General features: G+C 62.4%; 11 protein-coding genes. 2 read left to right on the top strand and 9 right to left on the bottom strand.

The genetic code is table 11. The features are described 5' to 3' along the window. Positions 1-434 precede the first annotated feature (434 nt). Both C5P05_RS16065 and C5P05_RS16060 read right to left on the bottom strand, forming a co-directional pair. The gene (locus C5P05_RS16065; RefSeq protein WP_114970862.1) at positions 435-1,640 is read right to left on the bottom strand and encodes a Y-family DNA polymerase; all 1,206 of its coding nucleotides are present in this window, start codon (positions 1,638-1,640) and stop codon (positions 435-437) included. A 44-nt stretch (positions 1,641-1,684) separates the two neighbouring features. Next, positions 1,685-2,578 carry a prenyltransferase gene (locus C5P05_RS16060; protein WP_114970859.1) on the bottom strand — a complete coding sequence of 298 codons (894 nt, stop codon included), beginning with the start codon at positions 2,576-2,578 and terminating at the stop codon, positions 1,685-1,687. Positions 2,579-2,676: 98 nt separating this feature from the next. Here C5P05_RS16060 and C5P05_RS16055 point away from each other — a divergent pair, with 98 nt between their 5' ends. Next, the gene (locus C5P05_RS16055; protein ID WP_114970858.1) at positions 2,677-5,355 is read left to right on the top strand and encodes a bifunctional acetate--CoA ligase family protein/GNAT family N-acetyltransferase; all 2,679 of its coding nucleotides are present in this window, start codon (positions 2,677-2,679) and stop codon (positions 5,353-5,355) included. On the opposite strand, the gene C5P05_RS16050 is transcribed toward C5P05_RS16055, so the two are convergent. From C5P05_RS16050 to C5P05_RS16020, 7 genes are all read right to left on the bottom strand, one after another. Beyond that, the gene (locus C5P05_RS16050) at positions 5,330-6,499 is read right to left on the bottom strand and encodes an alpha-hydroxy acid oxidase (RefSeq protein ID WP_114970857.1); all 1,170 of its coding nucleotides are present in this window, start codon (positions 6,497-6,499) and stop codon (positions 5,330-5,332) included. The two genes, C5P05_RS16055 and C5P05_RS16050, sit on opposite strands and share 26 nt — an antisense overlap. A 79-nt stretch (positions 6,500-6,578) precedes the next feature. After that, positions 6,579-7,913 carry an ATP-binding protein gene (locus C5P05_RS16045; RefSeq protein WP_114970856.1) on the bottom strand — a complete coding sequence of 445 codons (1,335 nt, stop codon included), beginning with the start codon at positions 7,911-7,913 and terminating at the stop codon, positions 6,579-6,581. Continuing rightward, a complete protein-coding gene (locus C5P05_RS16040; protein WP_114970861.1) occupies positions 7,910-8,575 on the bottom strand; it encodes a response regulator transcription factor in 666 nt (221 codons plus the stop codon). Before C5P05_RS16040 ends, C5P05_RS16045 begins: the two co-directional genes overlap by 4 nt. A 69-nt stretch (positions 8,576-8,644) precedes the next feature. Continuing rightward, positions 8,645-9,754 carry a 6-phosphofructokinase gene (locus C5P05_RS16035; RefSeq protein ID WP_114970855.1) on the bottom strand — a complete coding sequence of 370 codons (1,110 nt, stop codon included), beginning with the start codon at positions 9,752-9,754 and terminating at the stop codon, positions 8,645-8,647. Positions 9,755-9,824: 70 nt separating this feature from the next. Continuing rightward, a complete protein-coding gene (locus C5P05_RS16030; RefSeq protein ID WP_114970854.1) occupies positions 9,825-10,286 on the bottom strand; it encodes an SRPBCC family protein in 462 nt (153 codons plus the stop codon). Between the two features lie 25 nt (positions 10,287-10,311). Beyond that, complete coding sequence (locus C5P05_RS16025) at positions 10,312-11,691, bottom strand: FAD-binding oxidoreductase (protein ID WP_114970860.1); 1,380 nt, start codon at positions 11,689-11,691, stop codon at positions 10,312-10,314. A 283-nt stretch (positions 11,692-11,974) separates the two neighbouring features. Beyond that, the gene (locus C5P05_RS16020; protein WP_114970853.1) at positions 11,975-12,598 is read right to left on the bottom strand and encodes a LysE family transporter; all 624 of its coding nucleotides are present in this window, start codon (positions 12,596-12,598) and stop codon (positions 11,975-11,977) included. Positions 12,599-12,746: 148 nt separating this feature from the next. On the opposite strand from C5P05_RS16020, the gene C5P05_RS16015 reads away from it, so the two are divergent. Continuing rightward, the gene (locus C5P05_RS16015) at positions 12,747-14,831 is read left to right on the top strand and encodes a TonB-dependent receptor plug domain-containing protein (RefSeq protein ID WP_114970852.1); all 2,085 of its coding nucleotides are present in this window, start codon (positions 12,747-12,749) and stop codon (positions 14,829-14,831) included. The last annotated feature ends 12 nt before the right edge of the window (positions 14,832-14,843 follow it).

The following is a 14,843-nucleotide window of genomic DNA, read 5'->3' as shown; positions in this document are numbered from 1 at the left end:
GCCCAGGAAAACGCTGGACTGGTGCACACCGTATGAGGTCTACAGTGCCTGGCTTGCCAAGCTTGAAGACTCAGCGCAAACCATCCCATAAACTACCGCTGTGTTGCACTTGGATTTGAGAGCGCCCTCTGTAAATATTGCGCAAGTAGCTATTGAAAACATAGCAAACGTAACAACGTCAACCGCAGCACTCCAGGCTGGGGTGGCGCAGGGGGTAGGGGCGATTTCAAAAAGCGAAGCGCATGAGCCCCCGCACCCTGCGCCAGCCCGGCCGGGCCAGCGCAACGCACAGCCGAGCGTGAGAGCCAACGCAACCGCCATCACCCAAGCACCCACAGAATGAGCTTGGTGTCCCACATCTGATATTCCAGCGGAGTCATGGGAACCTCCGGTACGAAGGTGTCAATCCTGCAGGCGTCCGGTCTCCCGAATTCTCAAAAAAGCTGACTGATTTTCGCTATCGAATCAGTCGTTGATGACACCGATATGCCGTGGACTGAAGGCCTGTTTTCGTCATCCGTTTCGGCGTCTCCCGCCTTCACCAGCGAGCCCACGCGCACCCCCAGCAGGCGCAGGCGCTTGTCCAGCGGCACGCGTTTGAGGCATTGCCCGGCGGTCTGGCGAATGGTTTGCGCGTCGGCGGTGTAACTGTCCAAAGTCTTGTCGCGGGTGACGCTTTGGAAATCGGCGAAACGCAGCTTGATGCCGATGGTCCTGCCGACATAGCCTTTGCGCTGCAAATCATCGGCGAGCTGTTCGCACAGGCGAGTGAAGATGGCGCCGAGTTCGGCTCTGTCACGCACCGCGTGCAAGTCGCGCTCAAACGAGGTCTCGCGGCTGATCGACACCGGCTCGCTCTCCAGCACGATCGGACGCGTGTCCCGGCCCTGAGCGGCGTCAAACATCCAGGCACCGGTTTTCTGGCCAAAATGGTCGATCAGCCATTGCAGTTCTTTCTGCGCCAGATCGCCAATAGTTTGAATCCCCAGACCTTTCAATTTTTCATCCGCCTTGGGGCCAATGCCGTTGATCTTGCGACACGCCAGCGGCCAGATTTTTTGCTGCAGATCGCCTTCGAAAACGATGGAGATGCCGTTGGGTTTGTTGAACTCGCTGGCCATCTTGGCCAGCAGCTTGTTGGGCGCCACGCCGACCGAGCAGGTCAGGCCGGTCTGCTGAAAAATGGTTTTCTGGATCAGGCGCGCCAGCACGCGGCCGCCTTCGCGCTGGCCGCCGGGCACCTCGGTGAAGTCGATGTAGACCTCGTCCACGCCGCGGTCTTCCATGAGTGGTGCGATGTCGAGAATGATGGCCTTGAAGGCGCGCGAGTACTTGCGGATTTCGGCAAAGTCCACCGGCAGCAATATCGCCTGCGGACACAGTTTGGCGGCTTTCATCAGGCCCAGTGCCGAGCCCACACCAAACTGGCGCGCCGCGTAAGTGGCGGTGGTGATGACGCCACGGCCCGTGTAATCTTTCAGCCGGGGGAAGGCAGCCAGCGGAATATCGGCCAGGGTGTGGCCCTCATAAGTCTGGCGCAGTGTTTCGTCCTCGGCGCGGCGACCGCCCCCAATCACCACCGGCAGACCCTTGAGCTGCGGGTAGCGCAGCAATTCGACGGAGGCATAAAAGGCGTCCATGTCGAGGTGGGCGATGCGGCGTATCAGGCCGCCAGGCGGCGCGCTCACGACATCACGATCCCAATGGCCATCAACACCGGCGTCAGCAGGTTGATCAGTACGTTGCGGCCCATGGCCGGCAGCAGGCGCTCCACATCCAGCGCGTGCGCCAGCACGTCACGCGCTGTCGGCCAGGCCAGAACCAGCGCCAAGAGGCCGAGCAGAGCACCCGCGGGCAGCAGGCCAAGCAGGACACCCAGCGGCATGCTGGCAAACGCCAGCACCGTCAGCACCCCATACCAGCGGGCCGCCACGGCCGGGCCTGACGTCACCAGAATATGGCGGCGGCCCACGCGCCGGTCGGCGTCCGCGTCCGGGAACTGGTTGAGCAGCAGCAGGTTGTTGACGAGAAAGAAGGGCACCAGCGATGCCGCAGCGGCGCTGGCCGCGTAGTGGCCGGTCAGTGCCACATGGGTGCCCAGAATCATCAAGGGGCCAAAGCCCAGGCCGGGTGCGAACAGGCACAACAGCGGGTGGCGCGTGATCCACTGCGTGTAGGCCAGCACCAGCGCCACGCCGGCCATGCCCAGCGGCAACAAGGCGGCGCCGCGCAGCGCAACAAAATACAAACCCACGCCGATGCTGATACCCAGGCACACGATGGCCATCGCCAGTGTGCTGCGCGCCAGTTCGGGGTGGGCGGGCAACACGCCGCTACCGCCGCTGAAGGGCGTGCGCTGGGTCAGCGCGTCCAGGCCGCTGTGAAAATCCTGGTATTCGTTGAACGCGTTGACGCTGATGTGCGCGGCCACCGCGCCCAGCAGCACCAACAACGCTTCCGGCCAATTGACCCGGCCCTGGGTCCATTGCACACAGGCGACGCCTAGCACAATGCAGGCCGGCGTCAGCACCAAGAAGGGGAGTCGCGCTGGACCCAGCCAGCGAATTAGTTTGCGCATGCTTTGAGGATAGCGCGTATGGATATGCGCCAAGTCAAGGCCGTGGGGGCGTGGACGCGTTAAGCTCGAATCCACGACAAAAATTAAGATATATCAATATGGATCAGCACTTTCTCACGCCGCTTTTCTCGCCAAAATCCATCGTTGTATTTGCCGGCAAGGCGGACGATCCGGCTTCGCAGACACTGCAGGCAGTGGCTTTGCACCGCGCACTGGTGGCACAGCGCTTCACGGGCACGGTGGTGTTTCTGGATATTCATTCCAGCGGCACGCTGGCCGATCTGGCCCATACCCAGGCCGATCTGGCGATCATTGTCCTGCCGCCGGCCGAGGTGGCCTCAGCCCTTGAAATCGCCGGCCGCATCAAGTGCCGTGCCGCCCTGGTGATCTCCAGCGGCATCGACGCCGCGCAGGCCGCCGAATTGCACAAAATCGCGCGGCGCGACGGCGTGCATCTGCTGGGGCCGAATTGCCTGGGCTTTCAGCGCCCGCATTTGCAGCTCAATGCCAGTGTGGCGGGCAACTTGTGCGCACAAGGCCCGCTGGCGCTGGTGTCGCAATCGGGGGCCTTGACCTCTTCCATTCTTGATTGGGCGCAGAAAAATGGCGTGGGCTTTTCGACCGTGGTGTCGCTGGGTCCCAATACCGCTGTTGACATGGCTCAGGTGCTGGATTTTCTGGCCGCCGATGCGCACACCCACAGCATCGTGGTGTATCTGGAAGGCATCAGCAGCGCGCGCCGTTTCATGAGCGCCCTGCGCGCCGCCGCCAATGCCAAGCCGGTGGTGGTACTCAAAGCCGGGCGCAAGCCGCCGGGTAACCGGGCTGCGCTCACGCATTCGGGCTCCATTGTTGGCAGCGATGATGTGTTTGACGCCGCCTTGCGCCGCGCCGGCGCCGTGCGGGTGCGCTCGTTTGTGCAACTGTTCTCTGCCGCCAAATGCCTGGCCTCGCGTTACCGGCCGGTGGGGCGGCGGCTGGCGATCGTGACCAATGGCGGCGGGCCAGGCGTGCTGGCCGCGGATTGGGTCAGTGAAATCAATTTGCAGCTGGCCAGCCTCACCGCTGAGCAGGCGCAGGCGCTCAAAACCCAATTGCCATCGCTGGCGACTTTGAGTGACCTGATTGATGTCTCGGAAGAGGCCGGACCGGAGCATTTCAAGGCGGCGATCGAGGCAGCTGGCAAAGCGCGCCAGGTCGATGGCGTGCTGGCGATTTTTTCCCCAAAAATCGGCATGGACAGTGGGACCATTGCCGCCGCACTGGCGGACGCCAACAAACAGCTGGGCAAACCGCTGTTGACGTGCCTGATGGGCGACGCCAGCGTCGGCGAAGCCCGAAATATCTTGAACGAGGCGGCGATTCCGACCTTTCGCACGCCTGAAGCCGCCGTGGGCGCTTTTGGCAACATCGCGTCCTTCTACCAAAACCAGCAACTGCTGCAGCAAACACCGCCGCCCTTGTCCGATCTGGCCAAGCCCGATGTCGAGGGTGCCCGCATGCTGATTGAAAGTGTGCTGGCCGAGCGCCGCAAGGTGCTGACCGAGATGGAGTCCAAGGCGCTGCTGGCGGCGTTTCATATTCCGGTGACCAAGACTATCCTGGCGCGCAACGTTAACGAAGCCATCATGATCGCGACCCAGCTGGGCTTTCCAGTGGCACTCAAGATCGACTCGCCCGACATCAGCCACAAGTCTGACGTGCAGGGCGTGGTACTCAACGTGCTGAACGCCGTGGGCGTGCGCGACACCTATATCGAGATGATGCAGGCGGTGAGCAAGTTATTGCCGGAGGCGCGCATCAATGGCGTCACGATTCAGAACATGGCCAGCAAAAAGCGCGGGCGTGAGATATACATCGGCCTGGTCACCGACGACCCGTTTGGTCCGGTGATCGCCTTTGGCGCCGGCGGCACCATGATCGAGCTGATCGACGACCGCGCCATGGAGTTGCCGCCGCTGAACCAGTTCCTGGCGCGCAGTCTGATCGAGCGCTCCCGCGTGGCCGAGACACTGGGTGAATGGCGCGGTGCGGCGCCGGTCAACATGGAGTCACTGGAGCAGGTGCTGTTGCGGGTGTCTGAAATGGTGTGCGAGCTGCCGCAACTGCGCGAGATGGACATCAACCCCATCATCGTGGACGAGTCCGGCGCGCTGGCGGTGGATGCGCGCATCGTGATCGACAACGCGCCACCGTCCATGCGCCACTACAACCACCTGGCGATCCTGCCGTATCCGTCGCAGCACGAGCAAGTGTGGCCGCTGCATGGTGGGGGTGAATACACGGTGCGCCCGGTGCACCCGGACGACGCCAGCATGCTGCAGGAGTTTGTACGCAAGCTCTCGCCCGAGAGTCGTTACTTCCGCTTTGTCTCCAGCATGCAGGAATTGCCCGCCACCATGCTCTCGCGCTTCACTCTGATTGACTACGACCGCGAAATGGCGCTGGTGGCGGTCTATCGCGAACGTCGGTCCGGCGCTGATGGGCGAGAGACCGAGGTGAACCGTATTGTGGGCGTGTCGCGCTACATTACCAACCCGGACCGCACCAGTTGCGAGTTCTCGCTGGTGGTGTCCGACGACTTCAAGGGCAAGGGTCTGGGCTCACGGCTGATGCTGTCCATCATGGACTTCGCCCGTGAGAAGGGGCTGACGGAGATTGAAGGCCTGGTGCTGGCCAACAACCCCGCCATGCTCAAGCTGATGCGCAGTCTGGGCTTCCACGTCAAATCGTTCGCGGAAGATGCCGATTTCAAGCTGGTGTCGCAGATGCTTTAGGGTAGGTGCCCGGCAGCAAGATGCCTTTGTCCACTGTGTTGATATTGGTGTGGCCGCAAAAGGCCATCGTGATGTCCAGTTCCTTGTGGATGATCTGCAGCGCCTTGGTGACGCCGGCCTCGCCCATGGCGCCCAGGCCATAGACCATGGCGCGGCCGATCATCGTGCCCTTGGCGCCCAGCGCCCGGGCCTTGAGCACGTCTTGCCCGGACCGAATGCCGCCGTCCATCCAGACCTCAATCTGCGAACCCACGGCCTCGACGATGGCGGGCAACGCGGCGATGCTGGAAGGTGCGCCATCGAGCTGGCGTCCGCCGTGATTGCTGACGATCAGGGCATCGGCCCCGCTGGCCACCGCCAGGCGGGCGTCTTCGACGTCCATGATGCCTTTCAGGATGAGTTTGCCGCCCCACAGCTTGCGCACCCATTCAACATCGGCCCACGACAGTCGCGGGTCGAATTGCTCATTGGTCCATGAGGCCAGCGAACTCATGTTGGTCACCTCTTCGACGTGGCCCACCAGGTTGCGGAAGGTGTGCCGGCGCGTGCCCAGCATGCCCAGGCACCAGCGTGGTTTGGTCATCAGGTTGACGATGTTGGACAGCGTCGGCTTGGGCGGCGCGGTAAGGCCGTTCTTCAGGTCCTTGTGGCGCTGTCCGATCACTTGCAGGTCGAGTGTCAGCACCAAGGCGCTGCAGCGGGCGGCGCGCGCGCGTTCGATCATGCGCGCCATCGCCTTGCGGTCGCGCATCATATAGAGCTGAAACCAGAAGGGTGCTGTCGTGTTTTCGGCGATGTCTTCAATCGAGCAGATGCTCATCGTGGACAGCGTGAACGGGATGCCGAATTTTTCGGCCGCCTTGGCGGCGTGGATCTCGCCGTCTGCGTGCTGCATGCCGGTCAGACCGACCGGGGCGATGGCCACCGGCATCTTCACGTCCAGGCCCACCATCTGGGTGGCGGTGCTGCGGTTGTCCATGTTCACCGCCACGCGCTGGCGCAGCTTGATGCTCTGAAAATCGGCGGAATTGGCGCGGTAGGTATCCTCGGTCCACGAGCCGGAATCGGCGTAGTCGTAGAACATGCGGGGCACGCGCTTTTGCGCCAGCACGCGCAGGTCTTCGATATTGGTGATCACGGTCATGCAAGTCTCCTTTGATTGGCCTGCATGGTAAGTGCTACCCGGCGCGCAGGGCGTGAAATCTGGCGGAGACGTGTTGAAATTATTTGCCGGTCGGGAAGCTCACCGCCACCCTCAGTCCGCCCAGCCGTGACGAATGATCCAGTGACAGCAGGGTGCCATGCAAATCAGCGATGGACTTGACGATCGCCAGGCCGAGCCCGCTGCCCGTGGTTTCTGTCCCGGCGACGCGGTAAAAGCGGTCCAGCACGCGTTCGCGGTCCTGCTCGGGAATCCCCGGGCCACTGTCGTCCACGGTCAGCACCAGGCGATCGGCAACCCGGCTGACCTCCACGTCCACCCGGCCGCCGGGCGGTGTGTATTTGATGGCGTTGTCCACCAGATTGCGCAGCAGAATGCGCAGTGCTTGTGCATGCCCGGTGACCTTGCCCTCGTCAGCCTGGCTCAGGCCCAGGTCAATCCGGCGGGTCTGCGCAGCCGCGGCCGAGTCGGCCACCACGAGCCGTGCAATGTCGGACAGCACGACCAGTTCGGGTTTGTCACCCGTGGCCGCAGTGGCTTGCTGACGTGCCAGCACCAGCAGTTGCTCCACCAGGCGCGATGCGCGGTCGATGCCTGCGGTTAACCGGCCCACCGCCACTTCCCGCGTCGCCACGTCGGAGGCGCGCCGCAGGCTCTGCGCCTGCAGTTTCAGCGCCGCGAGCGGCGAGCGCAACTCGTGGGCGGCGTCGCCGACGAAGCTTTTCTGCGCATCGAAGGCGCGTCGCACCCGGCGGAACAGGAGATTGAGCTCATGCACCAACGGCCGTATTTCATCCGGCAAGTCGGCCTCGCTCAACTCCGTGAGGTCGTCCGCCTGACGTGCGGCCACTTGGCGCCGCACCCGCGATACCGGTGCCAGCGAGACGCTTACCACCCACCACGCGACCAGCATCAGCAGGGGCGCCATCACGGCAATCGGCGCCACCGTGCGCAAGGCCAGCGTGCTGGCCATCTCGCGGCGGGCGGCCATATCCTGCGCAATCTGGATGGTCTGGGACTCCGTCTGCATCGAGAACACCCGGTAGGTGGTGCCTTGCACTTTCAAATCAGAAAATCCGGGCGCGGCCCGGTCTGGCAGCGCGGCGCGCGCGGTTGACTGGAACACGCGCAAGCCATTGGCGGTCCACACCTGCACGACGAAGTCGGCGTTCTCTCCGATGCGGGGCCCGTCCATCCCAGCGCCGTCCGCGTTAAGGGGCAGCACCGAGCGCAAGGACATCGCCATCTGCTGCATGTGGTAATCGAAGATGTCGTCGGCTTCGGCACGCGCCGTGCGGTAGGCGATCGAGGCTTGCGCCACCGCCGTCAGCAGAATGGCGACCAGCAACCACCACAGCAGTCGCGTCCGCAATGAGTGAGGTGCCGGCGCTTTCATCCTGCCCCCTTTGGCACCATGTAACCCACGCCGCGCACGTTCTGGATCAGCTCGTCCCCCAATTTCTTGCGCACCCCGTGGATATAGACCTCCACGGCATTGCTGCTGACCCCGTCTTTCCATCCGTATAACTTTTCCTCGATCTGGAGACGCGAGAAAACCCGGCCCGGCCGGGCAATCAGTGGTTCAAGCACCGCCCATTCGCGCGCCGACAGCAACACGGGCTGGTCGTCCAGCTTGACCTCACGGGTCGTCGTATTGATGCTCACGCCCTTGTGCTCATAAATCGGCTCGGCCCGGCCCGAAGCCCGGCGCAACAGTGCGCGGATGCGGGCGAGCATCTCATCGAGATCATAGGGTTTGAGCACATAGTCGTCCGCGCCCGCGTCCAGCCCCTCGATGCGTTGTTGCACCGAATCGCGCGCCGTCGCAATCAATACCGGGGTACGCTCCTTGCGCGTGCGCATGGCCCGCAGCACGCTCAGGCCATCGCGATGCGGTAAACCAAGGTCCAGCAGGACCAGGTCATAGGTCTGCGTTTGCAGGGCGGTGTCGGCCATCTCGCCGTCCCGGACCCAATCGACGGCATAGTGCTCGGCCCGCAATAAATCGAGCACGGTCTCGCCGATCATCGTGTCATCTTCCACCAGCAAAAGGCGCATGGTATTGCTCCCCATTCTCAGCACTCCACAAGTCGCCCATTATGCGGATTTCCACGCAATTTGCCGGGCTCAGTCGCCGAAACACACACCCAGGTCACGCCCGGTCTGCAGCGTGTCGCAGTCAGGCGGCACGGCTTTCATGCGCCCGGCCACTTCTTCCAGCGGGACATAGTTCACGTTGGGGAAGCCCAGCGCGACCATCACGCCGGACAGGCCTTCGTCGAGTGCGCGCACGGCGGCGGACCCAAAACGCAGGGCCGCCAGCCGGTCAAACGAGGTCGGGCTGCCGCCGCGCAGCAAATGTCCCAGCACCACGGTGCGCGCCTCCTTGCCGGTGCGTTGCGCCAAGTCCCGGGCGACCTGCTCGCCAATACCGCCCAGGCGCTCCGCGTGCCCGATTTCGGCCGGCGCCAGCACCGCGCGCTGGCCATGCTGGGGCAGCGCGCCCTCGGCCACCACCACCAGCGAATACAGGCGCCCGTCAGCGTCCCGCTCACGAATCTTGGCCGCCACCTTGTCCAGGTCAAAGGCCATCTCGGGGATGAGAATCGCGTGCGCCCCGCCGGCGATGCCCGCATGCAGCGCGATCCAGCCCGCGTAGCGCCCCATCACCTCCACCACCATTACCCGCTGATGGCTCTCGGCCGTGCTGTGCAGACGGTCCAGGCACTCGGTGGCAAATGACACCGCCGTGTCAAAACCAAAGGTGGTAAAGGTCTTGTCCAGGTCGTTGTCGATGGTCTTGGGCACTCCGACCACGCGCAGGCCCTTGCGATGCAGCTCATTGGCGATGGTGAGCGAGCCGTCGCCCCCTACCGATACCAGGGCATCGATGCCCTCGCGCTGGAAGTAGTCCAGGATCTCGTCGGAGCGGTCGATTTCCGTCAGCGTGCCATCCGGCAAGGTGAGAGGAAAATGAAACGGGTCGCCCTTGTTGGTGGTGCCCAGCAGGGTGCCGCCCAAGTGTGCAATGCCACGCACCTGGTCGCGCGTGAGTTCCATCACACCGCCGGTGGGGTAGCGCTCGGGCTGCAGGATGCCGTTGAACCCATTGCGAATACCCATACACGACCAGCCCCGGTTGGCAGCGGCGGTCACCGTGGCCCGGATGACCGCATTGAGGCCGGGCGCATCACCTCCGCCAGTGCAGATGGCGATGCGTCGAATGGGGCTGGTCATAAAGGTCTCCTGCAGGCGATGAAGTGTGCAGGATAAGCCATCAGGCCGCCCCGCCTACGCGGATGGCGCGTTAGGGTGCGGCAACATGTTTCTTGATATTCTCCATCTGCTCATCCCAGCCCCCGCTGTTCATGCGAAATGCTTCCAGACGACGCGCCGGCGGGACATTGTCATAGCCGGATTCGACGACGCTCAGCAAGGTGCCGCCCTCGACGGCCTTCAACTCGAGCTCGACCAGCGTGGTTGGCTCTTGCGAATAATCAACGGCGCGATTCACAGCGTAGGGATGCCAGCGAAAGGCCAGCAAACGCTGCGGCTCCATGCGCTCGATCAGCACGTCAAAGACGAGGTGCTCGTAGCCCGGGGAGGCGATCTGTCCCTGCACATGTTGGCCCACTGCGAAGCTTTTTCCCTTGAGCGCGACGCCGAACCAGTCACCGAATTCCTCGGCATTCGACAGTGCGCGCCACACCCTGGCGAGCGGTGCCTTGAGCAGAACATCTTTTTCGATGCGATCGGTTAGTAGACTCATATGATCCTTTTCCAGCAGCCAGGGTTCATGCCGGCTTGATGTTGTGATTCAAGTGAAAGAGGTTCTCCGGGTCGTACTGCGTTTTCACTTTGGCGAGTCGCGCGTAGTTTTCCCGGCCGAACCCGGCTTTGAGTCGATCCTCCCCCTCGTTTCCGATGAAGTTGAGGTAGACCGCGCCGCTGGACCACGGTTTGAGGTCGGCGCGGATGTCATGCGCCCAGCGCCGAGCGCGCTCGTCATCGGCCGGGTCCAGCCACAAGCCGAAAGGATGGACCACCCACGGGGCGTGCCGCCACGGAAGCGGGTAGTGAACCGGTCCCCGCCCTACCGCACCCCCTTGCGGGAAAAGAACGTGTTGCGATGCGGAGGGCACGATCATGTCATTTGCGCGGGTACAGAACCGGTCGATGGCTTCGTCCGGCAAGGCGTCGAGGTACTCGGCGGACCAGTAGTTCCGGTAGCCAGGCGGGTCGTCCAGCATGCACTGGAGTTCGGCGTAGGGCATCTCCGCGATCAGCTCGCCCTCGTGCCCGAGCGCAAGCAGGCTGGCGGCCACCTCGCGCGCCTCGGCTTCCCGTCCCGCATAGACCACCAGGACCGCGAGCGTGAGCTTGTCAACCAGATGGGCGGGGACGAAGGGTTCGGCCGGGCCGGTCACGTAAATGAGGCCTCCGCCGATTTCGTCCGGCGCCGATGCCATGAAATCGCGGTAAGCGCGCAGGACATCGGGCCCGGCCTCGGGCCGCCACAGCAAGAGCGCTGCAGTCACCGACGGCAGCGCGTGCAGCTGGAACGTAAACGATGTTGCCACGCCGAAGTTGCCGCCACCCCCGTGCAGGGCCCAGAACAGCTCCGGGTTCTCGTCCTCACTGGCAACGACGATGCTGCCGTCCGCGGTGACGAGTTCGACGGACAGGAGGTTGTCGCAGGCGAGGCCAAACTTCCGGTCGAGCCAGCCGCTGCCACCACCCAAGGTAAAACCACCGACCCCGGTGGTTGACACCCGGCCGCCCGTTGTTGCAAGGCCATACAAGCCCGTGGCTAAATCGAGATGGCTCATGGTGGCGCCGCCGCCAACCACGGCTGCTCGAGCGTCAGGGTCGACCGACACGGCGTTCATCCTTCTCAGGTCGATCACGAGACCACCATCTGTGAGCGCGTTGCCCGCCACACTGTGCCCGCCGCCCCGGACCGCCAACTCCAGCCCGCGCTCACGTCCGAATTGCACGGCGCGCACGACATCATCGATATGGGCGCACTGGGCAATAACGCCCGGCCGACGATCGATCATGGCGTTAAAAATCGTCCTGGCTTCGTCGTATTCGGGGTCGTTGGTGCCTATGACTTGACCGTTGAATTGTCTGCGGAGAGAGTCAAGATCGGCCTGATTAATCTGATAGCTCATGTTCAAGCTCCATTCCAGGGTCGAGATGGTCTTTTGCGGAGCCAGCTTCAAAAAAATAACTCTAGGCATTGCCGGTGAATTTTGTTTGCGAATTCGCAAAGAAATCGAAGGGGCAGCGAGCCATCACTGCAATAGCGGATGTAGCCCGACGCCCCATGCCGTCGCCCACACCTCAAGCGGGCGCTGTGGAATCCGTCGTGGGCCTGATTTGATGGTTAAATTGGCCTCTAGCCCATGTGGAATATGCGCAAGAAGCTATTGATTTAATAGCGTATACAGCTTGCTACGATCTGGCATCGCGCAAGCTTGCCACCAACAGTCCCAGGCCCAAAACGCCTACCACCGCGGCAGCCATGCGATTGGCGAGGCCGCGCATGCGCGAGTAACCCGAGCGCACCCGGGCGCGCGAGAACAGGTAGGCCAGCAGGATGTGCCAGCCCAGCGCGTTCATGACAATCATGGCCACCGCCGCCATTTGCAGTTCGGCGCTGGGTGCTGCGGGAAACGAGGCGGCGAAAACACTGCCAAAGAACAGCGCGGATTTTGGATTGGTGATGTTCGTCAAAAATCCAAGGCGAAATGCAGCGATGCGGGACACCGACGCGCTGCTCTCGGGGAGTGCAGCGCCACCCGAGCGCCACAGGCGACTTGCCACCACCAGCAGGTAGACGCCGCCGGCAATCTGCAAGGCCAGGCGCAAGCCCGGAAAGGCCTGAAAGATGGCATGCACACCCAGCACCGCGCTGCTGGCCCAAATGAGTGCGCCCAAGGTCACGCCCAGGGCCGCAAACACCGCACTTTGGGCGCGGTCACTGGCCGCAAGCTGCGACACCAGTAAGACGTTGGCGCCGGGTGTGGCCAGGGCGGCGACGTGGAGAATCCAGATGGTGACGAGGGTTGAGAGCATGAATAGGTCCTGAAGCGACACCTATTGTGCAGTCTTCCCGTGTTGATCCGGCGCGTTGGAACGATTGTTACGACTCTGTAACTTATGCCCATAAAATGTAAAGAAAAGACGGGGAGGCTATGTGCAATATCAACAAAAAGGTTGAATCATGAAACCAGCCGGCCAACTTGTGTTGGGTACAGTACTTTTGCTGCAGGCACAGTACTCATTTGCACAAGGTCCCGGCGATGACGAGGATCTCGTGGTGTCCTATGGCGACAAGGCCACCGTGAGTATCGTCACCGGTAGCGAGCAATCCCTGCGCCGGGCGCCTGCCGTGGCCACGGTCATCACGGCCGAAGACATTGCCGCCATGGGCGCCACGGATCTGGACGAGGTGCTGGAAACGGTACCCGGCGTCCATGTGAGCCGCAGCGCCAACAACTATGCGCCTTTGTATGTGGTACGCGGCGTTCAAACACAATTTACACCCCAGGTATTGGTGATGCAAAACGGCGTTCCCATTACGACCTTGCTCATTGGAAACAAAGGCAATCTTTGGGGCGGCTACCCGGTAGAACACATTGCCCGCATCGAGATCATTCGCGGGCCGGGCTCAGCGCTGTATGGCGCCGACGCATTTTCGGGGGTGATCAACATCATCACCAAATCCGCGGCGGATACACCGGGAACCCAAGTCGGAATGCGCGTGGGCTCCTTCGCGACAGAGAATGCATGGGTACAGCACGGTGGCAAGTTGGGGCCGATGGACGTGGCGGCCTATTTGCGCATCGGCAGCAGTGAGGGCTTCAAGGAGCGGGTGAGTGCTGATGCGCAAACGCGTTTTGACCGGATATTCGGCACCCACGCCAGTTTGGCGCCGGGGTCCGTGCGCACGGGCTACGACGCCGTTGACGGCAATCTCGACCTGGCCTATGACAAATGGCGCGTGCGGGCCGGCTACAAGTTGCGCGACAACATCGGGCTTGGCGCCGGTATTGCATCGGCACTGGACCCGGTGGGACGTGAGAAAAGTGAGCGCCTCACGGGTGACGTCTCGTGGACCAACGCCCAATTCGCGCCAGATTGGGGCGTGGGGTTTGAGGCCAGCTATCTTTATTACACCCAGCGAGTTCCCGTCGCTTTTCAGCTTTTTCCGCCGGGCGCCAATATCGGGGGCGGCGTGTCAGCCAATGGATTTTCAGGTGGCCCGGAAACCTGGGAACGCCAGCTGAGGCTTTCAGCTTTTGCCACCTATACCGGTTTTGCAGATCATGGCCTTCGTTTTGGCGTGGGTCACGATGACCTGGATCTGTACAAGACTGCTGAAAGCCGAAACTTTACCTATTCACCCACTGGTGCCCTGGTGCCGGTTGCAGGGGGCGCACTGGTCGACTTTTCGGACAGCAATCCGTTCATGTTGCCGCATCGGCGTTTGGTGGATTACGTTTACGCGCAAGATGAGTGGAATTTTGCCAAGGACTGGGCTTTGACCACCGGCTTGCGCCACGACAGGTACTCCGACGTGGGGGGCACCACCAATCCGCGCCTGGCCCTGGTTTGGGATGCCGCATTGGACGTGACCGTCAAACTGATGGCGGGGCGGGCTTTTCGGGCGCCTGCCTTCAACGAAATTTACAGCATTACCAACCCGGTGGCACTGGGCAACCCCAATCTGCGGCCCGAGGTGGTGAGTACCGTGGAGGCGGCACTGACCTGGCAGGCGCGCCGTGACCTCCAGTTGAATGTGAGTCTGTTTCACTACGACATGAAGGACACGATTCGCCTCGTTGGAGGTACCTACTTCAATACCGGCACGCAGTATGGGGATGGCGGTGAACTGGAAGGGGTGTGGGATGTCAACCGCAGTCTGCGCCTGACGGGCAACTATTCCTGGCAGACCTCAATCGATCAGGCGACCCAAACAGATGCCGGCTATGCGCCTCATCACCACGTTTACACCCGAGCTGACTGGCGTTTTTCGAATGAGTGGCTGGGGAGTACCCAGGTCAACTGGGTTGCCGATCGTCGACGGGCTGCCGGCGATGTCCGCGCCAATATTGCCGACTACACCACGGTTGACCTCTACGTGAGTACCCCCAGCAAGAGAAAGCAGTGGAGTTTTGGTCTCGGGCTGCGCAATCTGTTCAACGCCGACGTGCGGGAGCCCAGCGTTGCACCGGGAACGGCACTTCCAGATGACTTGCCTATGGCGCCTTTCTCCGCTTATATACAGGCGGTTTACCGCTTGTGAGTCGTTTGAATA

This window comes from Rhodoferax ferrireducens (assembly GCF_003347515.1).
Lineage (GTDB): Bacteria > Pseudomonadota > Gammaproteobacteria > Burkholderiales > Burkholderiaceae_C > Rhodoferax.
The sequence above is the reverse complement of the archived record's forward strand: the minus strand, read 5'-3'. Positions and strand labels throughout refer to the sequence as shown.

What these genes read in the sequence shown, in the direction of transcription:
- C5P05_RS16065 (WP_114970862.1), bottom strand. Translation starts at nt 1,640, where the DNA reads ATGGACGCCTTTTATGCCTCCGTCGAATTGCTGCGCTACCCGCAGCTC.
- C5P05_RS16060 (WP_114970859.1), bottom strand. Translation starts at nt 2,578, where the DNA reads ATGCGCAAACTAATTCGCTGGCTGGGTCCAGCGCGACTCCCCTTCTTG.
- C5P05_RS16055 (WP_114970858.1), top strand. Translation starts at nt 2,677, where the DNA reads ATGGATCAGCACTTTCTCACGCCGCTTTTCTCGCCAAAATCCATCGTT.
- C5P05_RS16050 (WP_114970857.1), bottom strand. Translation starts at nt 6,499, where the DNA reads ATGACCGTGATCACCAATATCGAAGACCTGCGCGTGCTGGCGCAAAAG.
- C5P05_RS16045 (WP_114970856.1), bottom strand. Translation starts at nt 7,913, where the DNA reads ATGAAAGCGCCGGCACCTCACTCATTGCGGACGCGACTGCTGTGGTGG.
- C5P05_RS16040 (WP_114970861.1), bottom strand. Translation starts at nt 8,575, where the DNA reads ATGCGCCTTTTGCTGGTGGAAGATGACACGATGATCGGCGAGACCGTG.
- C5P05_RS16035 (WP_114970855.1), bottom strand. Translation starts at nt 9,754, where the DNA reads ATGACCAGCCCCATTCGACGCATCGCCATCTGCACTGGCGGAGGTGAT.
- C5P05_RS16030 (WP_114970854.1), bottom strand. Translation starts at nt 10,286, where the DNA reads ATGAGTCTACTAACCGATCGCATCGAAAAAGATGTTCTGCTCAAGGCA.
- C5P05_RS16025 (WP_114970860.1), bottom strand. Translation starts at nt 11,691, where the DNA reads ATGAGCTATCAGATTAATCAGGCCGATCTTGACTCTCTCCGCAGACAA.
- C5P05_RS16020 (WP_114970853.1), bottom strand. Translation starts at nt 12,598, where the DNA reads ATGCTCTCAACCCTCGTCACCATCTGGATTCTCCACGTCGCCGCCCTG.
- C5P05_RS16015 (WP_114970852.1), top strand. Translation starts at nt 12,747, where the DNA reads ATGAAACCAGCCGGCCAACTTGTGTTGGGTACAGTACTTTTGCTGCAG.